Annotated in this window: 22 protein-coding genes; 16 read left to right on the plus strand and 6 right to left on the minus strand. The window is 62.8% G+C overall.

Features of this window, described 5'->3' with window-relative positions; translation table 11 throughout:
* On the minus strand, positions 1-716 hold a 716-nt coding region (locus tag AUR66_RS10185; RefSeq protein WP_157533058.1), incomplete at its 3' end, for a substrate-binding domain-containing protein.
* Positions 717-916: 200 nt separating this feature from the next.
* Here AUR66_RS10185 and AUR66_RS10190 point away from each other — a divergent pair.
* Positions 917-1699 carry an SDR family NAD(P)-dependent oxidoreductase gene (locus tag AUR66_RS10190; protein WP_058572321.1) on the plus strand — a complete coding sequence of 261 codons (783 nt, stop codon included), beginning with the start codon at positions 917-919 and terminating at the stop codon, positions 1697-1699.
* 34 nt (positions 1700-1733) lie between these two features.
* Here the strand turns inward: AUR66_RS10190 and AUR66_RS10195 are convergent, their stop codons facing one another.
* Positions 1734-3167 (minus strand): FAD-dependent oxidoreductase, encoded by a 1434-nt coding sequence (locus AUR66_RS10195; protein WP_058572322.1) that lies wholly within the window; start codon positions 3165-3167, stop codon positions 1734-1736.
* A gap of 139 nt (positions 3168-3306) precedes the next feature.
* Between AUR66_RS10195 and AUR66_RS10200 the strand changes: the two genes are divergently transcribed.
* The 8 genes from AUR66_RS10200 to AUR66_RS10235 all read left to right on the plus strand — a co-directional run bounded on the left by AUR66_RS10200 (position 3307) and on the right by AUR66_RS10235 (position 10917).
* The gene (locus AUR66_RS10200; protein WP_058572323.1) at positions 3307-3729 is read left to right on the plus strand and encodes a nuclear transport factor 2 family protein; all 423 of its coding nucleotides are present in this window, start codon (positions 3307-3309) and stop codon (positions 3727-3729) included.
* Positions 3726-4703 (plus strand): LLM class flavin-dependent oxidoreductase, encoded by a 978-nt coding sequence (locus tag AUR66_RS10205; protein WP_058572324.1) that lies wholly within the window; start codon positions 3726-3728, stop codon positions 4701-4703. The genes AUR66_RS10200 and AUR66_RS10205 overlap by 4 nt, the downstream gene beginning before the upstream one ends.
* Before the next feature lie 66 nt (positions 4704-4769).
* A complete protein-coding gene (locus tag AUR66_RS10210) occupies positions 4770-5429 on the plus strand; it encodes an isochorismatase family protein (protein ID WP_058572325.1) in 660 nt (219 codons plus the stop codon).
* A complete protein-coding gene (locus AUR66_RS10215) occupies positions 5426-6826 on the plus strand; it encodes a dihydroorotase (protein WP_058572326.1) in 1401 nt (466 codons plus the stop codon). Before AUR66_RS10210 ends, AUR66_RS10215 begins: the two co-directional genes overlap by 4 nt.
* An 88-nt stretch (positions 6827-6914) precedes the next feature.
* A complete protein-coding gene (locus tag AUR66_RS10220; protein WP_058572327.1) occupies positions 6915-8120 on the plus strand; it encodes a CaiB/BaiF CoA transferase family protein in 1206 nt (401 codons plus the stop codon).
* Positions 8117-9076 (plus strand): hydroxymethylglutaryl-CoA lyase, encoded by a 960-nt coding sequence (locus AUR66_RS10225; protein ID WP_058572328.1) that lies wholly within the window; start codon positions 8117-8119, stop codon positions 9074-9076. The genes AUR66_RS10220 and AUR66_RS10225 overlap by 4 nt, the downstream gene beginning before the upstream one ends.
* Before the next feature lie 3 nt (positions 9077-9079).
* Entirely contained in the window at positions 9080-10393 is a 1314-nt protein-coding gene (locus AUR66_RS10230) for a 3-isopropylmalate dehydratase large subunit (protein WP_058572329.1), read from the plus strand.
* On the plus strand, positions 10390-10917 hold the full coding sequence (locus AUR66_RS10235; protein WP_058572330.1) for a 3-isopropylmalate dehydratase small subunit: 528 nt from the start codon (positions 10390-10392) through the stop codon (positions 10915-10917). The genes AUR66_RS10230 and AUR66_RS10235 overlap by 4 nt, the downstream gene beginning before the upstream one ends.
* 89 nt (positions 10918-11006) lie before the next feature.
* Here AUR66_RS10235 and AUR66_RS10240 read toward each other — a convergent pair whose 3' ends face one another.
* Positions 11007-12140, minus strand: coding sequence for an MFS transporter (locus AUR66_RS10240; protein WP_058572351.1), 1134 nt, complete (start codon positions 12138-12140; stop codon positions 11007-11009).
* Between the two features lie 384 nt (positions 12141-12524).
* Between AUR66_RS10240 and AUR66_RS10245 the strand changes: the two genes are divergently transcribed.
* The 3 genes from AUR66_RS10245 (at position 12525) to AUR66_RS10255 (ending at position 15438) form a co-directional block, all read left to right on the plus strand.
* A complete protein-coding gene (locus AUR66_RS10245; RefSeq protein ID WP_058572331.1) occupies positions 12525-12932 on the plus strand; it encodes a VOC family protein in 408 nt (135 codons plus the stop codon).
* A 512-nt stretch (positions 12933-13444) separates the two neighbouring features.
* On the plus strand, positions 13445-13837 hold the full coding sequence (locus AUR66_RS10250) for a hypothetical protein (protein ID WP_058572332.1): 393 nt from the start codon (positions 13445-13447) through the stop codon (positions 13835-13837).
* Entirely contained in the window at positions 13834-15438 is a 1605-nt protein-coding gene (locus tag AUR66_RS10255; RefSeq protein ID WP_058572333.1) for a hypothetical protein, read from the plus strand. Before AUR66_RS10250 ends, AUR66_RS10255 begins: the two co-directional genes overlap by 4 nt.
* A gap of 48 nt (positions 15439-15486) precedes the next feature.
* Here the strand turns inward: AUR66_RS10255 and AUR66_RS10260 are convergent, their stop codons facing one another.
* Positions 15487-16137, minus strand: a complete 651-nt coding sequence (locus tag AUR66_RS10260; protein ID WP_058572334.1) for a helix-turn-helix domain-containing protein — start codon at positions 16135-16137, stop codon at positions 15487-15489.
* Between the two features lie 88 nt (positions 16138-16225).
* Between AUR66_RS10260 and hutU the strand changes: the two genes are divergently transcribed.
* From hutU to hutH, 4 genes are read left to right on the plus strand one after another with little or no spacing between them, the layout of a single operon-like run.
* The gene (hutU, locus tag AUR66_RS10265; RefSeq protein WP_058572335.1) at positions 16226-17980 is read left to right on the plus strand and encodes a urocanate hydratase; all 1755 of its coding nucleotides are present in this window, start codon (positions 16226-16228) and stop codon (positions 17978-17980) included.
* Positions 17977-18906 (plus strand): formimidoylglutamase, encoded by a 930-nt coding sequence (hutG, locus tag AUR66_RS10270; protein ID WP_058572336.1) that lies wholly within the window; start codon positions 17977-17979, stop codon positions 18904-18906. The genes hutU and hutG overlap by 4 nt, the downstream gene beginning before the upstream one ends.
* Positions 18899-20161, plus strand: a complete 1263-nt coding sequence (gene hutI, locus AUR66_RS10275) for an imidazolonepropionase (RefSeq protein ID WP_058572337.1) — start codon at positions 18899-18901, stop codon at positions 20159-20161. Before hutG ends, hutI begins: the two co-directional genes overlap by 8 nt.
* Entirely contained in the window at positions 20154-21734 is a 1581-nt protein-coding gene (gene hutH / locus AUR66_RS10280; protein ID WP_058572338.1) for a histidine ammonia-lyase, read from the plus strand. The genes hutI and hutH overlap by 8 nt, the downstream gene beginning before the upstream one ends.
* Positions 21735-21838: 104 nt before the next feature.
* Here the strand turns inward: hutH and AUR66_RS21925 are convergent, their stop codons facing one another.
* Both AUR66_RS21925 and AUR66_RS10285 read right to left on the minus strand, forming a co-directional pair.
* A complete protein-coding gene (locus AUR66_RS21925; protein WP_197409733.1) occupies positions 21839-21982 on the minus strand; it encodes an HVO_A0556 family zinc finger protein in 144 nt (47 codons plus the stop codon).
* Positions 21983-22069: 87 nt separating this feature from the next.
* Positions 22070-23569, minus strand: a complete 1500-nt coding sequence (locus tag AUR66_RS10285; protein ID WP_058572339.1) for a cobyric acid synthase — start codon at positions 23567-23569, stop codon at positions 22070-22072.
* Positions 23570-23680: the final 111 nt, after the last annotated feature.

Raw genomic sequence — 23680 nt, forward strand, 5'->3', positions numbered from 1 at the left:
AACTCCCGGAGGCTGTCCCGAATCGCCTGCCCGTAGCTGTTGTTGATGTAGAACAGCCCAGCGGTGTCGATGGTCCCGCCGCCGTCACGGATGACCTTCGGAACGAGGTTCGCGTAGTCGCTCGCCAGACGGCGTGCCGGCGGTTGTGGCCGGTAGACGTAGTTGAACCCACGGCCCTGGAGAATGTTGTCCGCCGCCGCGATGGAGACGACGAACGGGACACCCTGTCGCTCGGCGACTTGTGTCGCCGCCGTCGTCACCGGCGAGGAGTAACACCCAGTGAGGACGTGCGCACCGTCACTGAGTAGTTCTTCGCTCACCTGTCCGCCGAGTTCCTGTTTCCCCTGGTTGTCGCCTTCGATGACCTTCACTTGCGCGCCACCGAGCGACTCGATGCCACCTTCCTCGTTCTTCCGCATCGCGGCGAGTTTGATGGCGTTGCTCATCCCGACGCCCGTAGCGGCGAGGCCGCCCGACAGCGGGTGGTTCGAGCCGATGATAATCTCTTCGACCGATTGTTCGGGGGTGCCGGTTGTGGTACCTTGGTCTCCGCCAGACCCACCGGAGTCGCCTCCGGAGTCACCTCCCGAGTCGCCGCCGCTGCCGCCAGCGTCGTCGCTCGTACATCCAGCCAGTGTCAGTGCCGCGACGCTCGCGCCCGTTGCTTTGAGGAAGCGTCGCCTGTTGCTCGTCGAAGACTTGAGAGTCTTACCCATGGCAATCGTTCTCGGGGTTAGAGAGTATCAGTAATAAATACTAGCGTACTCGTTCTGTCACGTTCAGGTGACGTTCGTGTTCTGGATGTGGTCCATACTCGTCTCTCGGGGTCTCTCTGGCCAGAGTAGTGGGTTTTACCCCTCGCTCGGCGTGTGGGGAGCTAACACACGTTCATTACACTCCACTCAGTACGTGCTTCATGGTCACTCCCAGTACGGACCAGTCGGTACCGAGCGAAGACACGTTCCAGAACCACACTGTCCTCGTCACGGGGACGGCGAGTGGAATCGGGCAGGCGTGCGCACAGACGTTCGTCGACGCCGGTGCGACAGTCGTCGGTGGCGATAGAACAGGCCAGAAAGAGACAACAGAGGCCTGTGCGGATGGGCCGGGGTCGTTTCGGGCAGTTACGATGGACGTGACCGACGAGGCGGACGTCACGCGTCTCGTAGATACCGCAGTCGAGACGGGCGGAATCGACGTGCTGGTCAACGTGGCAGGCATCATCCGGCGTGGGTTCGTGGCCGAATTGTCGGATACCGACTGGTCGGACTCACTCGACGTGAACCTCTCTGGGCCGTTTCGCCTCTGTCGGGCGGCGGCACCTTATCTGAAAACTGACGGTGGCGCCGTCGTGAACGTCTCGTCTATCTACGGACAAGTTGGTGCGGCGGGTCGGGCGAGTTACGTCACGTCGAAAGCCGGGTTGGAAGGGCTCACTCGGACGCTCGCGGCGGAGTGGGGTCCCGATGGCGTCCGTGTCAACGCCGTCGCCCCCGGATACATCCGGACGCCGATGACAGAACCATTCGAAGACGACGCCGATGCACTCGACAGGTTCCGGTCGCTGTCGGCACTCGAACGCGTCGGCGACCCAGAAGAAGTAGCGTCAGTCGTCGCGTTCCTCGCGGGGGATGCGGCGAGTTTCGTCACCGGGGAGACGATACTCGTGGACGGTGGGAGAGCGACAGTCGAACCGTAGCGAAAACACGCTGGCCGTGTCCCAGTGAGGACGCCTATTCGAGCGACTCTCTCGCGTGGATGCCGGCGAGACGGCCGTACCCGAGTGCCGTCGTCAAGCCATTTCCAGAGAGGTACCCACCTGCACCGTGTCCGCTGATTCCGCAGGCCGTTCCCCCACCGGCATAGAGGTTTGCGACTACACTTCCATCGGTCCGGAGAACCTGAGCGTGTTCGTCGACGACGAGACCACCTTGCGTGTGGAACAGCGACCCGGTGACTTTGGTCCCGTAGAACGGCGATTCGAGCGGGTGGGTTCCGTCGAGGCGGCCGACTTCGTCAGGTTCGCCTGCCGTAGCGGCCTCGTTGTACGCGGCGACAGTCTCCGCGGCACGCTCCCCGTCTGCACCGAGTCTGTCTGCGAGTTCCGCGACGGAGTCTGCACTGTGGTAGGTCCCGTGTTCGACTGCCTCGTCGAAGTCGTCGAACTCTCCCTGTAACTTCTGGAAGATGCGCTCGTCGAACAGTTGGACCGCCTGGCCGCCGGGTTGCTTCAGCACGTCGATAGCGAACTCGCTGTAGCCCGACGACTCGTCGCCGAAGCGTTCGCCGTCTTCGTTGACGAGGATGCCGCCGTTCATCGTGACTGCGTAGGTAGAGAGCATCCCCGTCTGACTCGCGACAGTCGCGTGACCCTGATAGGCGTCCATGCACGCGAGTTCGCCGCCGAGTTCCGCGCCGAAGCGAACGCCGTCACCGGTGTTTCCGTCGGACCCGAAGTACAGTGCCCGTTCGATGTCTTCCTCACAATACTCGGTAATCATCTCGCGGTTGCCAGCGAACCCGTCCGTCGCGAGAATGACCTTCTCTGCCTCGATTGCCTCGTCGTGGGTGAGGCCAGCGACGACACCGCGGACAGCACCGCCTTCGGCGACGAGTTTCGTGACAGGCGCGTTCGTCAGGAGTTCGATGTTCGGCGTGTCTTCGACGCGTTCGACGAGTTCTGCGACGAGATTCTCGCCGTTTCGCCCGTCGGGGGCGTGCATTCGAAACTCGGAGTGTTTGGGATATTTGAAGTCGTCCACGAGGTGAAGTGTGATATCCCAGTCGTCGACGAGCCAGTGGATGAGGTTCGCGCTCTCTTCACAGAGGTACGTGACGCGTTCTTCGTCGGCCTGGTAGTCGTTTTTCTCCAGAATGTCCCGTGCCATGTCGGCGGGCGTCTCTTCGATACCCGCTTCTCGTTGGAGTCGTGTCCCCGCCGCGGGAATCATCCCCGTCGAAAGCGAGGTGTTGCCACCGCAGTGTGGTGCTTTCTCTAAGACGGTCACGCGAATCTCTGGATTCTCGCTGGCCGCCAGCGCGGCGACTAACCCGGTCCCACCGCCGCCAGCGACGAGAACGTCGGTGTCGATGTCCCACTCGATGTCCGACACCGAGACAACTTCCGCGACGCTATCGCTGGGTGTGCGCGTTGCTTGCTCGTCCATGGACCCTGCTAGTTAGACTCTCTCGTAAAACTACCGCCAGCGGTGGTCTTCGCTCGCGTACGCGACTGAAACACCTGCCGGGCAGCGTGCCTGTCGAACTGAGGTGAAAAATTATGGTGGTTGGGAACGCGCTGAAACCATGGACTCACCACGAGTCATCGTCGAAGAGTTCTTCGACCGGATGGAAGACGACAGGAGAAAGACCGTCGGCGACCTGTTCGCCGAGGACGCGATTATCACACTCCCCGGTGCGACGTTCGAGGGACCGACCGCGGCGTACGATTTCCTCGACTTCCTCGGGCCACGATACGAGTGGGCGGCGAAAGAGTTCGACCGCTGGATAGAAGCGGGCGACACCGTCGTCAGTATCGGAACGCTCTACGGCGTCGACAACGACGGTACCGAGTTCGAAGACGTGCGGTACGTCGACGTGTACGAAGTTCGCCGCGGACTCATCGAACGACTCGACATCTGGAACGACTTGGCGGCAGATGGTGTCGTCCCCGTCGAGGCACCTGACCCCACCACGCGGGGAGTCGCGGAACCGCAGGACGCGGAATGAGCGAGCGGATTGGCGTCCTCTTTGCGCTCCGAGACGACCCCTCGCTGGTCGTCCGCGCGGAAGAACTGGGGTACGAGTCGGCGTGGGCCGCGGAAGGACAGGGAAAGACCGCATTTGGAAAACTAGAGCGGTGGGCCGTCCACACCGACGAAATCGGTCTCGCGACGGGCATCGTCAACGTGTTCTCGCGCACGCCAGCGACGCTCGCTGCGGCGACGGCGACGCTGGACGCGCACTCGAACGGGCGCGCGATTCTCGGCCTCGGTGTCGCACACCCTGGCGTCGTCGAGACGTTCCACGGCGTCCCGTTCGAACGTCCACTCTCCCGAATGCACGAGTACGTCGAACTCGTCCGGCGCTATCTCCGCGGTGAGGCAGACTCGTTCGACGGCGAATTCTTCACGCCCGAGCGAACGAGTTTCTGGGACGCCTTCGAACCAGTCCGCGACGAGGTTCCCATCTACAACGGGGCACTCGGCCCGGCGAACGTTCGACTTACCGGACAGGTCGCCGACGGATGGCTCCCCAACCTCTATCCGCGCCCCCAGTTCGAGGAGGCGATGGGATGGCTCCAAACGGGTGCTGAACGCGCCGGCCGCGACGTCTCAGACGTGGACGTAGCGATGTACGTCCTCACGTCGGTCCACGAGGACCCAGACGAGGCCCATCGTGCTGCCGCCGAACACGTCGCGTACTACCTGCGCGACGTTCCCGGATACTACGACCGGGCAGCCAAGGAGGCTGGATTCGCCGACGAAGTCGAGGCCGTTCGGGCCGCACCGACGACCGAGGCCGGTGCGACGGAGATTTCAGCCGACTTCCTCGCTCCTCTTGGCATCGTCGGGACGCCGGACGACGCACGGCGGCGACTCGACGAACTCCGCGAGATGGGGGTCGACCTCCCCATCGTCCGGGCACCCGGCGGTGTCGACCGTGATTGGGTGGCGCGAATGTTAGAGGTGTTTGCACCGTAACATGTGCTCGCCAATGTGTGCCGTACTTTTATGCTGGATGCCATCGCATCTCAGTCGAAGCGAGTCATGACAGACCGTATCTGGGAGGACCTGCTATCTGAACAGGATAAACAGGTCATCACGAAGGCTGGTTACGACAAGGAGGGCGCGTCGTCGTGGGAGTCGCGCGGCATGGGCGAGAACCCGATGGTTCTCGTCATCGACATGCAGCGACTCATCGTCGGCGAGAACGTCCCCATCCTCGACGCCGTCGAGGAGTACCGCACCGCGATGGGCGACATCGCGTGGAATGCAATCGAGTACATCGACCCGTTTCTCGACTTCGCGCGCGAGGAAGGACTCCCGGTGACGTACACCCGTGTGGTCCCGTCGAGTTACGACGACCCGGACCACCCGGACCTCGACATCGTCGACCCCGTCGCACCTGAAGACGGCGACACCGTCGTCGACAAGTCCTACGCCTCGGCGTTCTACGGGACCGACTTACTCTCTCGACTCGTCCGTGGTGACCACGACTCGGTCATCATCGTCGGCAACTCCACGAGTGGGTGTGTCAGGGCGACGGCAGTCGACGCGAAGCAAAATGGATTCAGCGTCATCCTGCCACAGGAGTGTATCTTCGACCGCATCGAGGCGTCCCACAAGATTGGCCTCCTCGACCTGTGGATGAAGTACGCCGAAGTGCTGGAGACAGAGGAAGTCCAGTCGTGGGTCGAGACGTTATGACGTACGACCTCGTCATCTCGAACGGAACGGTCGTCACACCCGAACACGGGACCTTCGAGGCCGACGTCGCGGCCGATGGCGAGACAATCGCCGCCATCGCCGCACCGGGGACGCTCTCGGGCGAGACTGAAATCGACGCGACTGGGAAGTACGTCCTCCCCGGCGCAATCGACCCGCACACCCACCACGGCATCTACCGTGGGTTGGAAGCGGACGCCGAGTCCGAATCCAAATCCGACCTCGTCGGCGGCGTGACAACGATTGGCAACTACTTCCGCCGCGCCGGAGCGTACGCCGACATCATGCCGGGGTACTTCGACGAGGCCGAACCGAACTACTACCACGATTACTTCTTCTCGCTCGGCTTGCTCTCGATGGAGCACGTCGAAGAGATTCCGACCATCATCGACGAGTTCGGTATCACGACGTTCAAGTGGTACATGAACTACAAGTATTCCGCGCGGGAGAAGTTCGGCGTCGACTGCGACATGAAAGACGACTTCGGCGACGCCTTCATCCAGAAACTCGCCGAACAGGACGTGCCGACGACACTCGGCTATCACTCCGAGAACGTCGAGATAACGAACGCCCTCGCCGGCGGCAACGTCTATCTGGAATCCGAATCCGACGACACAGACGCCGACGCGGACGAAGGTTACGAGGTGATGGTCGAGGAGTTCCCCGGATACGCCGAGACGCAGAGTATGGTTGCGGGGTCGTCGCTCGCGAAAGTGCACGGCTACGACGACCGATTCTACGCGGTCCACATCTCCGCCGGACAGACCGCAGACGAACTCGCCGCACTCCACGACGCCGGGTACGAGACGTGGGGCGAGACGTGTATCCACTACCTCACACTCACGACCGACGAGTGCGACGAGCGGATGAAGGTCAACCCCCCAGTTCGGTCGAAAGCAGACCAAGAGACGCTCTGGAAGCGCCTCGCCGACGGAACCATCTCGACTATCGGGACCGACCACTGTGCCAACCTCGCCGAGAACAAGTTCGGCGAGGGAATCCGCGACAGTCTCCTCGGGTTCCCCTCGACGCCGGTGATGCTGCCGCTCATCCTCTCAGAGGGTGTCAACGAGGGTCGCATCTCGCTCGAACGCGCCGTCGAGGTCACGAGTACGAACGCCGCGAAGGCGTTCAACCTCTATCCCAAGAAGGGAACCATCCGCGTCGGAAGCGACGCCGACCTCGTCGTCGTCGACCTAGACGAGACGAAGACGGTGACGCCCGAACTCCTGCACAGCGTCAGCGGGTACTCGCCGTACGAAGGCCGCGACGTGACCGGGTGGCCGACACAGACCGTCGTGAAAGGGCAACTCGCTTTCGACGACGGCGACGTCGTCGGCACGAAGGGTCACGGGACACACGTCGACCGGCCAGTCTGACTCCCCACCACTGCATCGATACCTCCGACCACGGACACTGAACCATCGGACGAACGCACCACGACAACACGAACGAGATACGCACGATATGACAGACGACACGAACGGACCACTCGACGGCCTCGTCGTCCTCGAAGCAGGGTCGATGATATCCGGCCCGACCGTCGGCCGCTTCATGGCCGACTTCGGGGCGACGGTCATCAAAATCGAACACCCGAAGTTCGGCGACCACATCCGCCGATTCGGCCCGCAGAAAGACGGCGTCGGCCTCTGGCACAAGTACCTCTCGCGAAACAAGCAATCGATTACGCTGAACATCTCCACCGAGGAGGGCGCAGCGGTGTTCGAGGACCTCGTGAGCGAGGCGGACCTCCTCATCGAGAACTTCCGACCCGGTACCCTCGAACGCTGGGGAGTCGGGTGGGAACACCTCTCCGAGGTGAACTCCGACCTCGTCATGCTCCGCATGTCCGGGTTCGGCCAGACGGGGCCGTACTCCGAACGACCCGGGTTCGGCACGCTCGCAGAGGCGATGTCTGGATTCGCCTACCTGAACGGCTTTCCGGACTCGCCACCGCTCCTCCCACCGACTGGACTCGCAGACAACATCGCGGCGTTGTTCTCGACGTTCGCGGTGATGTTCGCACTCTACCACCGCGACGTCCACGGGGGCGGCGGCCAGTACATCGACACGAGTCTCATCGAACCAATCTTCGGGCTACTCGGCCCGCAACCGCTCCGGTACGACCAACTCGGTGAGGTAGAAGCTCGGTCGGGTAACCGCTCGACGTCCTCTGCCCCACGGAACGTTTACCGGACGGGCGACGACCGCTGGGTCGCAATCTCCGCGAGTGCGCAACCGCTCGCAGAGCGGACGTTCGAGGCCATCGGTCGGCCCGAACTGAAAGACGACCCGCGCTTCGAGACCAACGAGGACCGACTGGAGAACGTCGAGGAACTCGACCACATCATCCAAGACTGGATGGACGACCACACCCGCGAGGAAATCCTCGACGCGTTCGAAGAAGCAGACGCGACGCTCGCGCCGGTCTACAACGTCGAAGACATCCTGAACGACGAGCACTATCAGGCCCGTGAAGCGTTCTTGACTATCGACGACCCTGACCTCGGTGAGGCAGTCGTCCAGAACGCGTTCCCCAGATTCTCCAAGACGCCGGGGAGCGTCGAGTACCTCGGCCCCAGTCTCGGTGAACACAACGAGACGGTCTTTCGAGAGCGACTCGGCTACGACGACGAGTTCCTCGCCGAACTCGAAACGGAGGGCGTAATATGAACTTACTCACAGAACTCCCAGACCAGATTCACGTCGTCGAGATGCTGCCCCGCGACGGGTTCCAGCGACTCGACGAGTTCGTCCCGACCGACGAGAAAGTCGAGATAATCGACACCCTCTCGGAGACCGGCGTCGACGAAATCGAAATCTCGTCGTTCACGCACCCGAAGGCAGTTCCAACGCTTCGAGACGCCGACGAGGTGGCGAAACAAATCACCCGCCACGACGACGTCACCTATCGGGCCCTCGTCCCGAACCTCGTCGGCATGGAACGCGCCGTCGAGGCCGAGGTGGACAAAGTAAATGCTCTCGTCACGGTGAGCGAGACGTACACGAAGAACAATCAGAACCGGACGCGCGAGGAAGTCCTCGCCGAGATGGACGACATCGTCGAACTCGCCCACGCCCACGGCATCGAAGTCGAAGCGGGCATGGGGACGAGTTTCTACTGCCCGTACGAGGGCCAGATAGACGCCGCGGAGACGCTCGCAGTCGTCGATAGCGTGGTCGAATCCGGCGTCGACGAAGTGACGCTCGCGACGACCATGGGCCTCGCGAATCCCGTGGAGATTACCGAGCGATTCAGCGCCGCGTTCGAGGCCCACCCGGACCTCGACATGGGCCTCCACCTCCACGACACGAACGGGATGAGTCTCGCGAACACCCTCGCCGCGATGGCAGTTGGTGTCGACCGATTCGACGCGTCTGTCTGCGGTCTCGGCGGCGGCGTCGTCCTCCCCGAGGGGATGTCCGGCGTCGGAAACACGCCGACAGAAGACCTCGTCCAGATGCTCACGCGGATGGGCGTCGGCCACGGCGTCGACTTCGAGCGCATCGAAGCAGTCGCCCACGACGTGTCCGACCGCCTCGGACTCGGGGCGACGAGTCACGTCCTCATGGGTGGGACGGTAGAGCGCGTGCTCGAAACCGTCGCCGCCGACAAACAGGAGAGCTGAATCATGACCGGAAAGACACTCGCAGAGAAACTCCTCTCGGAGAAGTCCGGAACCGACGCCCGCGCCGGCGACTACGTCGAAGCAGAAATCGACGTGGCGATGGCGCACGACATCACGGGTCCACTCGCGTTCCAGACGTTCCACGAGGTAGCGGGCGAGGACGCCGACCTGTTCGCGCCCGACCGGACCATCTTCACAATCGACCACCACGCCCCCGCAGACGGGGTCCAGGCCGCGAACAACCACAACGCCGTCCGCGACTTCGCCGCCAAACACGGCGCGAACCAGTTCGACGTCGGCGACGGCATCTGTCACGCCGTCCTCGTCGAAGAAGGATTCGTCTCGCCCGGTGACCTCGTCATCGGGGCAGACTCCCACTCGACGACCTACGGCGGTCTCGGCGCGTTCGGAACCGGTGTCGGGTCGACCGACCTCGGAACCGCGTTGGCGTCTGGCGAACTGTGGTTCCGCGTCCCGCAGACGATACGCTTCGAAGTCGACGGCGACCTACAGGACGGCGTCTACGCGAAAGACCTCATCCTGCGGTTCATCGGCGACGTTGGCTTCGATGGCTGTACCTACATGGCCGCGGAGTACGCCGGAAGCACCATCGAATCGCTCCCTATCCACGAGCGACTCGTCCTGTCGAACATGGCCATCGAGATGGGGGGCAAGGCGGGTCTCGTCGCGCCCGACGACCGAACTGCCGCGTACCTCGAACGCCAGACCGGGAACGAAATCGACCTCGACGACGCGTTCCGCTCCGACGACGACGCCGAGTACGAGTCGGTGCACACCTACGATGCCGCCGAGTTGGCCCCACAGGTCTCCAAGCCGTCGAACCCCGAGAACGCCGTCGACGTGACGGACGTCGAAGGAACCGAAATCGACCAACTGTTCGTCGGGACTTGTACGAATGGTCGCTACGAAGATATCAAAATCGTCGCCGACATCCTCGAGGGTGAGACGCTCGCTCCAAGCGTTCGGATGGTCGTCGTCCCGGCGTCGAAGTCGGTCTACAGGCACATGCTGAACACGGGCGTCTTCCAGACGCTCACCGATGCCGGTGCAGTCATCCAGAACGCTGGGTGTGGCCCCTGTGCGGGCTACCACCAGGGCGTGCTCGGAGACGGCGACGTGTGTCTCGCCACGGCGAACCGGAACTTCCCCGGGCGCGAAGGCTCGATGGATTCGAACGTGTACCTCGCCAGTCCGGCTACCGTCGGCGCGAGTGCGCTCTACGGCGAGATAACGGACCCGCGGAACATTCAGACGAATCGCTACGACGACACCATCTTCGCGGAGGTGCTGCCATGACGGACTCGAAGACGGCCTCCGGACGGACGAACCCGAGCGACCCGGCGCGTGCGTGGGTCTTCGGCGACAACGTCGACACCGACCAGATAACCCCGTCGCGCTTCATCGTCTCGTCAGACCCCGACGAACTCGCACAACACGCGTTCGAAGACCTACGGCCGGAGTTCTCTGAGTCTGTCGAATCGGGTGACTTCGTCGTCGCGGGTGAGAACTTCGGAAGCGGGTCGTCGCGCGAACACTCGCCGCTCTCACTCGTCGGTGCGGGCGTCTCGGGCGTCGTCGCCCAGTCGTTCGCGCGCATCTTCTTCCGAAACGCCATCAACCTCGGCCTACCGGTCCTCATCTGTCCGGGCGCAGACGCCATCGACGACGGCGACGAGATTCACATGGACCTGGACGCAGGCGTCGTCGTCAACCACACGAAAGACGAGCAGTACGACGCGGAGGCCCTCCCGGAGTTCCTCCAGTCACTCGTCGAACAAGGAGGGCTGAAAGCGTACACGAAAGCGAAACTCGACCGGTGAGCGGGCACTCGCCGGTCGAATCCGACGAATCGACACCAGACGACGACAGAGGCACCCACTGACTCGCCCTTCGATACGGGGTTCTCGTTTTACCGGACGCGCGCATCCCAGTAGAGGAGTCCAGCAGCGACGACGAGACACACTGCGAGACCGGCGAACGCCACGACGTAATTCAGGTACGTAGCAACGATGCCGACGTACGCAGGACCGACAGCGTTCGCGCCGAGGAAGAACGCCCGCGCGGCACCGAGGTCAGCACCCCTGTCGTCGTCCGGTGCGTTGTCGAAGATGATGGCGTCCGCGAGGGGGAACTCCATCTTGTAGCCGATTGCGAGTGCGACGACCGAGACGTAGATGAACGCACGCGCGTCGACGAACGAGAGCACTGCCAGCGCACCAGCGGCGACGAGGAGGCCGACGACGGCGATGGACTCTCTTCGGAAGCGGTCACTTAGGCCGCCGGCGACGGGTTTTATCGTAATCCCGACTGCGAACACGACGGCGAACGTCGCACTCGCAAGTTGTTGGTCGAAGCCCTTCGCCTCGATGAGGTAGGTCGGAAAGAAGTTGATGAACCCGCCGACCATGAAGTAGAACAGGCCGAACGCGAGGAGCGTCCGGCGTTGTGCAGGGCTGGCGAGCAGTCGGCGAATCGTCCCGGAGGCGTCGAGTCTCGGAGAGCCAACTTCGTACCCTTCTGTGGACCAGAGGGCAAAGAGGACGGTGAGTCCCCCGAGAACCACGGCAACCGGGAGGAACGGCGTGCGCCACGTCGCGTAGGTGAGTGCGAGGATGGCGAGACCGGACGCGAGGAGACCACCGAGGTCGGTGCCCGCCGCGTAGAGACCGAGGGCGCGCCCGCGACGCTCGACGAACAGGTCTGAGAGGAGTGCGCGTGACGGAATCGCGAAGAATCCCTTTCCGAGTCCGGTGACGACGGCAGCGACGACGAATCCAGCGAGTCCCCCTGCCAACCCGAACGTCGCAAATCCGACGACGAGGAGGGCGAGGCCGGGGACGATGAGTGTCGCGCGCGTCCACCGGTCGGAGTATTCGCCACCGGGATACTGGGTGATAGCGTAGACACCCTGAAACAACGCGAGGGCGATCCCGGCGGTTGCTTCGGTAATCTGTAAGTCCGCGATAATCGTCGGGAGAAGTGGCGACAAGAGGAACCGGCCCGCCTGAAGGACCGCCCACGCGAGCGAGACGGTGAGTAGCATCCGACCCCGATAGCCTGCGAGGACGTGCTGGTCGGACGCCGTCGTTTGGTTCACACGTCTCGTATGACGACCTGCTACCAATGAATTACGGTTTCGGAACCCTGTGGAGTGGGACGTGATGGCCGCCCTCGACTCGTGTCGTCTGCCCCCACTGTCTCTCTCACAGCTCTCTTTTTAAATTTAGACACATTTATCCCAATGTGTCTGGGAAAAATTGCTAAAATAACTTGGTCAGGGTAGATTAAGCCGTATTAGTCTAAATTTTGGGATTAAATCACGTATCTACATTATATCGTAGTAAATCACTAATTATTTACTGTCCTCACTTCGGCCCCTGTTCACCGGTGAGTGAGCATTTACCATACATGCGGCTGATATCCCGCCATGGACGTCACCGCGATAGACCACGTCAACTTGCGAATCCCCGAAGATGGCCTCGACGACGCACTCGCGTTCTACGGCGACGCGCTCGGATTCGACATCGAAAACCAGGACCTATTCGAGGCAGGTGAGAAACCGTTCGTCTCGGTTCGCCTCACACCGGTGAGTATCATCCACCTCCAACCGACGTCGACGTTCCGGCCGCCGGACGAGACGGCGTTCGACCACGTCGCCATCGAGTTCGACCACACCATCGACGAACTCCGCCGACACCTCGACGATGGAGGTGTGGACGTGGACCGGCAACTCGAACCACTCGGTGCGACTGGTGTCGCACCTGCGGTGTACGTCACAGACCCATTCGGTTACACGTTGGAACTGAAAGCACGCGCGGGTGGTGAGGGCGAGTAGTATTGTAAAAATTTCACAACACCATTTAGTATTAGTTTCGTTACACTATGTGGTCCGTCCCCAACCTCACTCAGTCGCGCACGTGGGCGGACCCCACCGTGATTTTGTCCTCGAAGCGTAACTCCGGATACTGAAAGCATCCCGATACCACTAGAAAGAAGCCCTATACTCCATTAAATTGGGGGTTTAGGGGTGGTTATGACGATACTTACAAGTGTGTAGGATATCAATAATTTCTAGTATGGGTGGACAAACAATTGACAAAACAGGCGGTCACCTCGAGTTCGAGTGGGGGGAACTCGGGAACTCACCGGATGGTAACACGGAGGTTCGTGGTGCCAGTAGTGCATGTATTATGCACACAACACTTCCGTTGCCCTACCCGGTAGCACCCGGTGACCGCAACTATGGAGATGGGGTGATCGGCGATGCGGTGTGACGAGGGACTCGATGATGGCTCGGTCCACACCGACGAGGGTACGCTTTGCAAGCCGGCTCGAGGTGTCTAACCGATGTGCCGAGACGAAGTCCCTGGTTCTGCGCACGAACTGGCAGGATTCCAGACGAAGACGTCGGAGGCTGGTCCGACCGACAACCGCCTCTCGTTGTACGTCCTCGCCGCATCCGAACACGTTCCGCGACCCGAGGACTGCTTCGACCCGCTTTCGGACATCACCTGGCTGCAGTTCATCGACGGCCTCGATATGTACGTCGTCGTGGGCGACGAGGCGGCGTTCGTCGACGCTGTCGCTCCGGAGTGCGACGCCCGAGAGCCAGGTGTTTGGCTCGTCGACGACTCGGGGACCGTCCACCGTCAGTGGACGCTTCCGTCGGAACGGACCGACGTGCTCTCGATTGGACGTACCGTAGAGCGGACGATCGACACGTGGGGTGAGGCGCAATGACTCCCCTCTTCCGTGAGATGGACCGCGTCAGCGAGAAATTCGTCTCCGCTATCCGCGGTGTCACCGTGGAGAAGTCAGTGTGGGCGAACGGCGAGGGACTCTCTGTCGTTCGATTAGAGGTTTCGTCGGAGAGAGACGACCCCGTCGACTTCCGACTGGTCGAGTCTGTGCCACGGGACTTCCCGTTGGAGAATCTGGGGCCCCACCCGAAGTACAACGGCGACAAGTGGACGAAGACCGACGACCGAGCGTTCGTCTACGCCGACCGACTCGAACCCTCTGGCGAGGCGTCTACTCTCTACGGAATCAAGGGACTCTCGCCGAACGACCTCGAATCATTTCTCACCGAAACGGCGGTCGAAATCGACCCTGCAGGTGACGAACCAGCGAGCGACAGCGACGACTCAACTACCATGACGAACGACGACACGACCGATACCGAGATAGACGACACCACCACCGATGACCACTCCGTCTCCCAGCGGAGCGACTTCAACGGCCACATTCCGCGCGTCGAAGACCTCCGCTCGGCATCAGGGGGGTGGGACTCCGGACAGTCGGACACCACTCCCTCGGACATCCAGTTCGTCGGGTCGAGAGCGCAATCGACTGCTGATTCGGCGACTGACGCCGACTCGGACTCTCAGCCGAAGGTAGAACTCGACGACCCGACGGCGGACGCAGACGAGAACGAACCCACCACGGATGCGGATACCGAAGAGGGCTCAGAAGACGACGCCACAGACGCGTCTGTAGAGGTGGGAACGGCAGAGTCGGCCGAGTCGACGGCCGAACGTGACTCCGCTGGCACCGACGAATTCGAGACGGACGCAGTCGAGGATAGAGACGGCCCGGAAACCGCCGACGAAGTGGTTGGCACAGATAGTGCAGCGTCGAGTGACGGGAATGTGAGTCCCGAGAACTCACCCGACGAAGAGACGACGAAGGACTCTGTCGAATCTGCTGCCTCCGACTCCGACACCACTGAATCAGAGACGGATGTAGAGACTGACGCCGACGGTGTCGTCGACGCACTCGTCGCCGAACTCTCGGCCCGTGACCTCTCCGAAGAAGAGATGGCGGTCCTTCGAGACTCGCTCGGGGCGTCGTCGCCGAACTCACTGGACGTCCGACTCGAACACGTCCAGAACCGCGTCGACAACCTCGCAGCCTACACGACTGCCCTCGAAGAGTTCCTCGACGAGAACGGGACCGCAGAGCAGGTTCTCGACGACTTGCAAACCGACACGGCAGAGATGCGCGAGGATATCGAGCGTCTCGAATCGGCACTCTCCGCGTCGAAAGAAGCCATACAGACCATCGAGTCACAAGTCGAGTCGATAGAAGACCGGATGGTTACGACGTCCACGTTCGAAGAACGCCTCTCAGAACTGGACGAACGACTCGTCTCCGAGTCGGCACTCGAAGCACAGGTCGAGGAACTCACCGACGAACTCGAAGACATCCGTGGTGACGTGGAGACCGGAAAGACGTGGCGCAGCAACCTCAGCCAAGCCATCCAACTGCCCGGCATGATGGAGGAGACGGACGACGAGTCCGAGGCTGCCTCTCAGACCGAATCTGTCGAACAGCACTCGTAGGGACGGTGTCCCTCTCGACGAAGTCTGTCGACCAGCACTCCAGTTCGGTCAGAAGAGGTACCGAACGACCGATTCCATCACCTTCCGCTCCGCGCGCCTGAGGTGTTCTTCGGCGGTCCGTCGCGTGACGCCCATCTGTGCCGCGATTGCTTCGGTCCCTGTTCCCCGTGGAAGGTCGTAGTAACCGTGTTCGTACGCCAGTTTGAGCGCCTCTCGCTGCCGACCGGTGAGGTCTGGCATCGCGTCGAGTGGGGCTAAAAGCGGTGCGTCGCCGCTCGCGAACGAGACTTCTCGCTTCGATTCGACGCTCACGTCGAATCCGCTGTCGACGAGGTCACGAAAACAAGCGGTCAGCGCGGCGGCCGAGACGGCGAGCAGACGGCACACTTTCGCACCTCGCTGGTACCGAAGCGGTGGAAGTAAGAGGACACCGTGCCGGCGGAGGTACCCCTCGATATCGTCTATCTCGTGGTGCCGAAGGCAATCGGCGGTGACTGCGACGACTTCGTCGCCGCGTTCGACTGCCGCTTCGATGCCGACAGTTTCACGCACTCGTTCGAGGACGTCGCCGCCGACTTCGTGGCTCACGTGCAACAGGTCGCAGTGTTCGTTACACCACAGTTCTATCGTGGCACTGGTTCCAGCGGTGGCGGCGGCGTAGGCGCTGTCGTCTCTGATTCGGAGTGTCGCCTCGTACACGAGTGAAGCAGATGTATCCGGTTGTTATATAAATTAACCACCGTGTGGTGGGGGAACCGATACCCGTCGTGGTCGCCAAGTGAGAGGTATGCACGACCAACCATCGTCCGCCGTCGAGGACCGACTCGGCGAACCAAGCGAGCAGTGGCGTCGGTACCAGGGGTCTCCGACTGGGACAGACATCGAGTGTAAGGGGTGGCGACAGGAGGCGGCGCTCCGGATGCTCAACAACAACCTCGACCCAGAGGTAGCCGAACGACCGGAGGACCTCGTCGTCTACGGGGGAACTGGTCGGGCCGCCCGGTCGTGGGATGCTTACGACGCGATTCTCACCGAGTTACGCGAACTCGACGACGACGAGACACTCCTCGTTCAGTCGGGCAAACCGGTTGGGAAGTTCACCACGCACGAACGCGCGCCGCGTGTCCTCATCGCGAACTCCAACCTCGTCGGCCACTGGGACGACTGGGACCACTTCCACGAACTGGAGGCGCAGGGGAAAATCATGTACGGCCAGATGACTGCGGGGTCGTGGGCCTACATCGGGACGCAGGGTATCATCCAGGGGACCTACGAGACACTCGCAGAACTCGCACGACAAGAGTACGGAAGCGACCTGCGCGGCAAACTCGTCGTGACTGGTGGTCTCGGCGGCATGAGTGGCGCGCAACCGCTCGCGGTGACGATGAACCACGGCGTCTGTATCGCCGCGGAAGTCAAAGCCGACCGAATCCAGCGCCGTGTCGAGACGGACTACCTGATGGACTTCGCGGACTCTCTCGACGAGGCATTGGAGAAGGCGCACGAGGCCCTCGACGCGGGAGAACCCTACAGTGTCGGCGTGCAGATGAACGCCGCCGACATGCTGGAAGCACTCCTCGCACGTGACGAGATACCCGACGTCGTCACCGACCAGACCAGCGCGCACGACGAGTTGGAGGGCTACTACCCGAGTGGGTACACCGTCGAGGAGGCGGACCAAATCCGCGAAGACGACCCCGAGGCGTACGTCGAAGCGAGTCTCGACACGATGGAACGTCACGTTGCGGCTATCCTCGCACTACAGGACCGTGGTGCGGTCGCCTTCGAGTACGGGAACAACATTCGGGGGCAGGTCCAGACGCACCGTGGGATGACACGTGCGTTCGACTTCCCCGGATTCGTGCCCGCGTACATCCGCCCGATGTTCTGTCGTGGCCGCGGGCCGTTCCGTTGGGCCGCACTCTCGGGTGACCCAGAAGACATCTACCGAACCGACGAGGCGATTCGGGACCTCTTCCCCGAGAACGAGTCGCTCATGCGCTGGATAGACCTCGCACAGGAGCAAGTGTCCTTCCAGGGACTCCCCTCGCGGGTCTGTTGGCTTGGCTACCACACGGACGAAGAGGGTCTCACCGAACGCGCTCGGTTCGCGCTGAAGATAAACGAACTAGTGGCGTCGGGTGAGGTTTCGGCACCCGTCGTCGTCACCCGCGACCACCTCGACGCGGGGTCTGTCGCCAGTCCGAACCGCGAGACTGAGGCGATGCGTGACGGCACCGACGCCGTCGCCGACTGGCCCATCCTGAACGCCTTGCTCAACACCGCCGCCGGTGCGGACATCGTCTCGGTTCACGACGGCGGCGGCGTCGGCATCGGCAACTCCCTTCACAGCAACAACCACGTCGTCCTCGATGGCACCGACCTCGCGGCGAAGAAGGCCCGTGCGGTGTTCACCACCGACCCCGGCATGGGGGTCATCCGCCACGCCGATGCAGGGTACGAAGACGCACTCGACGAAGCGACGCAATCGGGCGTCCACGTCCCGATGCGAGAATACGACGCGAAACGAGGGGACGAATGACGATATCTGACCCACCCGTCTGGGACGGAACGTCGTCGGACCCGAACGACGAGCAGTTCGGGGACATCGTCCACGAGACGAGTCTCGAAGACGTGAGCGAGTACGACGCCGTGTTCGTGGGCGAACCGTACGACGGCGCGGTCATCGGTCGTCGCGGTGCCCGTGAGGGACCGACCGCGATTCGCCGTGCGCTCGCGTCGGTGAAGACTCATCACTTCGACGATGGCCCCGTTGGGACCGTCGGTGACCTCGGTGACATCTCGTTCGACGGGTCACGAGACGGTGTGGCCGGTGTCCAGTCGATGGTCGCCGACATCACCGCCGACGTGTACGAACGTGGTTCGTTCCCTGTCTTCCTCGGGGGCGATAACTCACTGACCGTCGGCAACGTCCGTCCACTCTTGGCGCTCGACGCGTCGGTCGGCGTCGTGAGCTTCGACGCCCACCTCGACTGCCGAGAATCGCTCGACGGGCCATCCAGCGGCACACCGTACCGACAACTGTTCGACGAAGGACTCGACAAACTCGCCGTCGTCGGCGCACGCCACTTCGAGACATCGACAGCGTACGCCGACTTTCTGGGCGAGGTCGGTGGGACAATCCTCACTGCCGACGAAGTCGGCCGCGACCCACTCCAGACGACCGACTTCGCGCTCGACGCCCTCGCAAACTGTGACTTCGTCTTCGTCAGTCTCGACGTGGACGTCCTCGACCAGACTGCCGCACCGGGCGTGAGCGCGCCGACGCCCGGCGGTATCACCACTCGCGAGTTGTACACGATGCTCCGGCGCGTCGCCTCGGACTCCCGTGTGGTCGGGTTCGAAGTCGTCGAGTGCGCACCCCCGCTCGACGATAACGGACGAACTGTCGACGCCGCGGCGCGTGCAGTCGCTCACTTCCTCTCGGGGGTGACGGCCGATGCGTGACGCTGACACGAAGACCGAGCACGATGCAGTGTCCGACGGGGCCCTGACAATCGTCTACGGCGCGGCAGAACTCGTCGTTGGCCCGGACGACGGAACCGGAGTCACCGTCGTCGAGGATGGCGCGTTCGCCGCACTCGACGGCTACGTCGTCGCTGTCGGCCCGACCGAAGACGTTCTCGCCGACTATCCACTCGCCGACGCCGACACGGTAGTCGACGCGACTGGAAAGACGGTCCTCCCGGGACTCGTCGACCCGCACACGCACGCTCTCTTCGCCGGCGACCGGTCGGACGAGTTCGTGGCGAAACTCCGGGGTGCGACCTACGAAGAGTTACTCGCGCAGGGCGGCGGTATCCTCAGAACCGTCGACGCCGTCCGCAGGGCGTCCGACGAGGAACTCGTGGCCAATCTCACCGAGCACCTCGATGCGATGCTCGAACACGGGACGACGACAGTCGAAGTCAAGACTGGATACGGTCTCGACACCGAGACGGAACTCCGGATGCTCGATGCAATCGCGGCAGCGAGTGGCGACCACCCGGTCGATGTCGTTCCGACGTTCATGGGTGCCCACGCCGTCCCGCGCGGGATGGACGCCGACGAGTACGTCGAGGAAGTCGTCACCGAGCAACTCCCAGCAGTCGCCGAGCAGGGTATCGCCGAGTTCTGCGACGTCTTCTGCGAACGCGGCGTGTTCGACGCCGACCAGTCGCGTCGTATCTTGGACGCAGGCCGCGAATACGGTCTCACACCGAAGATTCACGCCGACGAGTTCGCCGCCATCGGCGGCACTGATGTGGCTTCCGGCGTCGGTGCGGCGAGCGCAGACCACCTCCTCCACACCGGCGAGTCGGGTCGAGAGACGCTCGTCGAAGCGGGTGTCACGCCGGTCATGCTCCCCGGAACCGCGTTCGGACTGGGTGCAGACTACGCCGACGCCCGCGCGTTCCTCGACGCCGGCCACGAAGTCGCCCTCGCTACCGATTTCAACCCGAACTGCTTCGCTCGAAGCATGGGGTTCGTCGCCACACTCGCCAGCGTCGGGATGCGAATGACACCACACGAAGCCATCAGGGGAATCACCAGCGCCGCCGCGAACGCACTGGGGCGCTCTGACGGGACCGGAACGCTTCGACCCGACAGTCCCGCTGACGCCGTCGTCCTCGACGTTCCATCGGCGACCCACCTCTCGTACCGCTTCGACACGAATACCGTTTCGACCGTCCTGAAGTCGGGGGTGGTCGTCCATGCGTGAAGCGACTGCCCTCCCCGACACCGTCGTCCTCGACGGTGCGTCGCTGACGCCCGAAGACGTGGCCGCTGTCGCTCGACACGACGCCAGCGTCGAACTCGACGCGGACGCTATCGAGCGAATGCGTGACTCGCGCGCGAGAGTGGAGTCGGTCCTCGACTCCGGTGAACCCGTCTACGGCGTCAACACCGGATTTGGCCACCTCGTGGAGACACACATCGACCGGGAAGATATCGAACGCCTCCAGACGAACCTCGTCCGAAGTCACTCGGCTGGTGCCGGGCGCGAACTCACCCGCACGGAAGTTCGTTCGATGATGGTGACGCGGGCGAACACGCTCGCGAAGGGCTACTCGGGAATCCGTCCCGAAGTCGTCGACGTGCTCGTCTCGATGCTGAACGAAGGTGTCCATCCAGTCGTCCGGTCGCGCGGCAGTCTCGGCGCCAGCGGTGACCTCGCACCCCTGGCGCACATGGCGCTCGTCCTCATCGGCGAGGGCGAGGCACACGTCGACGGGGAACGATACTCGGGCGACGACGCCCTCCGTTCGGCCGGATTGGAACCGGTCACGCTCAAATCCAAGGAAGGGCTGGCGCTCATCAACGGAACCCAACTCACCGTCGGACTCGCGTCGCTGTTCGTCGTCGACGCCGAACGAATCGTCGATGCGGCGGACGCTGCCGGTGCCCTCACGACGGAAGTCACGATGGGGACGACGGCCAACTGCGACCCGGCGATTCACGACGTGCGGCCACATCCCGGCCAACGAGAGAGCGCTGCCGCGGTTCGGCGACTCACCGAGGGTTCGACCGTCCTCGAATCGCACAAGGACTGTGAGCGCGTCCAAGACGCCTACTCGATTCGGTGTCTCCCGCAGGTGAACGGGGCCGTCAGAGACGCCGTCTCTCACCTGCGCGAGGCAGTCGAAATCGAACTCAACAGCGTGACCGACAACCCACTCGTCTTCCCGGCAGGTGCTGTCGACGAACGCGCTCCCGGAACCGACGTTGCCGCCGTCGTCTCCGCCGGGAACTTCCACGGTGAACCCTTAGCACTCCGTCTGGACTACGCCGCTGGGGCACTCACGGAACTCGCGGCTATCTCCGAGCGTCGGACCGACCGGATGCTCAACCCAGACGTACAGGAGTCGTATCTGCCGCCGTTCTTGACCGAACACAGCGGCCTCCGGTCGGGATACATGATTGCGCAGTACACTGCCGCGGCACTCCTCAACGAGTGCCGGTCGTTCGGCCGTCCGTCGCTCGACTCGACGCCCGTCAGCGGCGGGCAAGAAGACCACGTGAGCATGAGCGGTCAGAGTGCACTGAACGCGCGCGTCGTCGCCGAGAACGTCGCGACTATCGTCGGCGTCGAACTGCTCTGCGGTGCGCAGGCGGCAGAATTCCTCGCCGACGGACTCGAACTCGGCACCGGAACGGGTGCCGTCCGCGACGCGATTCGGTCGGTCGTCCCACCGTTAGACGACGACAGACCGCTCGATGGAGAACTCGAAGAGGCGTCGGACCTCGTTCGGTTCGGGGCGATTCGGGCGGCTATCGGCGACGCGTTAGACTGACCGTTTGGGTCGTCACAGCCCCGAATATCCTGTGGAACCCTCGTACTCGGCCGCACATTCCGCGTCCTCGTCTGGCGAAAATAGTGAACTCGCCGAGTATCGGCTTACCAGAGTTGGACTGCCGGTGTCCCGCAGTCGTCGCAGACGATTGCATCGTTGTCTTTGTAACTCCCGAGAATCAGATCGCCGTCACAGTAGGTGCAGTCGTCTTCGTGCAGCGAATCCAAGAGGTGTGCGGATTGAGACATAGTTCACGACTAGATTCCAGCCCTAAGAACATTTCTCCGGAGCGATATATTGTGATGCGTATTGGTCGTCGGTTCGGTGGCAGATGGTTACGCCACGCCGACGCTGTCGAGCAACGACTCGACGTCGACGCTGTCCGCGACGAGTGACGCCGCACGTTCGTATGGGTCTGTGTCGTCTCGGACCTCACTCGGTCGGTCGTTGCCTGCCGCGCGGTAGACGGCATCGACGAACGCGTCTCGCGGCGAGTCGTTCGCGAAGATGTCGTGGAGGTAGGTTCCGGCGACTCGGTCTGTGGCAGCGCCGTCTCCGGTGACTGACAGTGCGTCGCCGACGAGTCGCGTCTCTCCCATGTGTATCTCGTACCCGTCGACTGGACCGGATGCACCTGCGAGCGGTCCGTTACCGTCGAATTCGACACTGACGGGTTCGACTCGCTTCTCGGGCGAAAACCGCGTGACGGTCGGTAGATAGCCGAGGCCGTCGACTGTCTCGTCACTGTTCGTCCCTTCGATGTCGGCGTTCTCGATTCGCTCGCCGAGGAGTTGATACCCACCGCAGATGCCGACGATAGGGCCGTCGAACGTGGCGAGTTCGCTGTCGAATCCAGCGTCTCGAAGCGCGAGCAAGTCGTCCACCGTGTTCTTGCTGCCGGGGAGGACGACACCGTCGATACCTTCGAGCGACGCATCGAGCGGAAGGTACGCGACTCGAACACCGGGTGTCGCCGCGAGCGGTTCGAAGTCAGTCGCGTTCGAGATGTGTGGGAGGCGTGGCACCCCGACGGTGATGGTCTGCGTCGCGGGCACGTCGTCGTCGTCACCGACTACCGCTCGTTCGCCTTCTGCGGGCAATGCGAGACTGTCTTCTTCGGGGAGTCCGGGGTCGTCGTACGGAATCACCCCGAGGATGGGGACGCCCGTTCGGTCCTCGAAGGCGTCGAGACCCGAGTCGAGGAGGCTCGGGTCACCGCGGAACTTCGTGATGACCGCACCGACGACTCGGTCTCTGATATCGTCGGGGAGCAGTTCGAGCGTCCCGACGAGACTGGCGAAGACGCCGCCACGTTCGATGTCGGCGACGAGGAGCACCTTCGCGTCGGCGAAGCGCGCCGTCTCGACGTTCGCCAAATCCCGGTCGTGGAGGTTTATCTCGGCGATGGAGCCAGCACCTTCGGCGACGACGACGTCTGCGGTGTCTGCGAGTCGTTCGTGCGACTCTCGTGCAGCGTCTCGGGCGTCGTGCCAGTGGTCGGCGTAGTAGTCTCCAGCGGCGTTGATACCGATTGCCTGTCCCTGTACGACCAGTTGCGACGTCCCGTCGCCGTGTGGTTTGAGCAACACCGGGTTGTGGTCCGTGGTTGGTGTCACGCGGGCAGCACGGGCCTGAACGTACTGCGAGACACCGATTTCACCGAACCCGTCGCCGTCGCCGGTCGCCACGGCGCGCGCGTTGTTACTCATGTTCTGGGCTTTGAACGGCGCGACGCCGAGTCCACGGGTAGAAAAGAGGCGGCAGAGACCCGCCGCGACGGTGCTCTTTCCGACGTGGCTCGCAGTTCCGGCGACGAGGAGAGTCGGCGTCGTCATTCACTGGAGTGCAGGGGGGCTCGGTTGAAAGGTGTTGAGTTCGACGGCACACGACCTCGTCAGACTGGTGGCACGCTAGAACCCCCACTATATTTTGGGCCACGCGTCGAA

It is taken from the genome of Haloferax profundi (genome assembly GCF_001469865.1).
GTDB classification, from domain to species: domain Archaea; phylum Halobacteriota; class Halobacteria; order Halobacteriales; family Haloferacaceae; genus Haloferax; species Haloferax profundi.

What these genes read in the sequence shown, in the direction of transcription:
- AUR66_RS10190 (WP_058572321.1), top strand. Translation starts at nt 917, where the DNA reads ATGGTCACTCCCAGTACGGACCAGTCGGTACCGAGCGAAGACACGTTC.
- AUR66_RS10195 (WP_058572322.1), bottom strand. Translation starts at nt 3,167, where the DNA reads ATGGACGAGCAAGCAACGCGCACACCCAGCGATAGCGTCGCGGAAGTT.
- AUR66_RS10200 (WP_058572323.1), top strand. Translation starts at nt 3,307, where the DNA reads ATGGACTCACCACGAGTCATCGTCGAAGAGTTCTTCGACCGGATGGAA.
- AUR66_RS10205 (WP_058572324.1), top strand. Translation starts at nt 3,726, where the DNA reads ATGAGCGAGCGGATTGGCGTCCTCTTTGCGCTCCGAGACGACCCCTCG.
- AUR66_RS10210 (WP_058572325.1), top strand. Translation starts at nt 4,770, where the DNA reads ATGACAGACCGTATCTGGGAGGACCTGCTATCTGAACAGGATAAACAG.
- AUR66_RS10215 (WP_058572326.1), top strand. Translation starts at nt 5,426, where the DNA reads ATGACGTACGACCTCGTCATCTCGAACGGAACGGTCGTCACACCCGAA.
- AUR66_RS10220 (WP_058572327.1), top strand. Translation starts at nt 6,915, where the DNA reads ATGACAGACGACACGAACGGACCACTCGACGGCCTCGTCGTCCTCGAA.
- AUR66_RS10225 (WP_058572328.1), top strand. Translation starts at nt 8,117, where the DNA reads ATGAACTTACTCACAGAACTCCCAGACCAGATTCACGTCGTCGAGATG.
- AUR66_RS10230 (WP_058572329.1), top strand. Translation starts at nt 9,080, where the DNA reads ATGACCGGAAAGACACTCGCAGAGAAACTCCTCTCGGAGAAGTCCGGA.
- AUR66_RS10235 (WP_058572330.1), top strand. Translation starts at nt 10,390, where the DNA reads ATGACGGACTCGAAGACGGCCTCCGGACGGACGAACCCGAGCGACCCG.
- AUR66_RS10240 (WP_058572351.1), bottom strand. Translation starts at nt 12,140, where the DNA reads ATGCTACTCACCGTCTCGCTCGCGTGGGCGGTCCTTCAGGCGGGCCGG.
- AUR66_RS10245 (WP_058572331.1), top strand. Translation starts at nt 12,525, where the DNA reads ATGGACGTCACCGCGATAGACCACGTCAACTTGCGAATCCCCGAAGAT.
- AUR66_RS10250 (WP_058572332.1), top strand. Translation starts at nt 13,445, where the DNA reads ATGTGCCGAGACGAAGTCCCTGGTTCTGCGCACGAACTGGCAGGATTC.
- AUR66_RS10255 (WP_058572333.1), top strand. Translation starts at nt 13,834, where the DNA reads ATGACTCCCCTCTTCCGTGAGATGGACCGCGTCAGCGAGAAATTCGTC.
- hutU (WP_058572335.1), top strand. Translation starts at nt 16,226, where the DNA reads ATGCACGACCAACCATCGTCCGCCGTCGAGGACCGACTCGGCGAACCA.
- hutG (WP_058572336.1), top strand. Translation starts at nt 17,977, where the DNA reads ATGACGATATCTGACCCACCCGTCTGGGACGGAACGTCGTCGGACCCG.
- hutI (WP_058572337.1), top strand. Translation starts at nt 18,899, where the DNA reads ATGCGTGACGCTGACACGAAGACCGAGCACGATGCAGTGTCCGACGGG.
- hutH (WP_058572338.1), top strand. Translation starts at nt 20,154, where the DNA reads ATGCGTGAAGCGACTGCCCTCCCCGACACCGTCGTCCTCGACGGTGCG.
- AUR66_RS21925 (WP_197409733.1), bottom strand. Translation starts at nt 21,982, where the DNA reads ATGTCTCAATCCGCACACCTCTTGGATTCGCTGCACGAAGACGACTGC.
- AUR66_RS10285 (WP_058572339.1), bottom strand. Translation starts at nt 23,569, where the DNA reads ATGACGACGCCGACTCTCCTCGTCGCCGGAACTGCGAGCCACGTCGGA.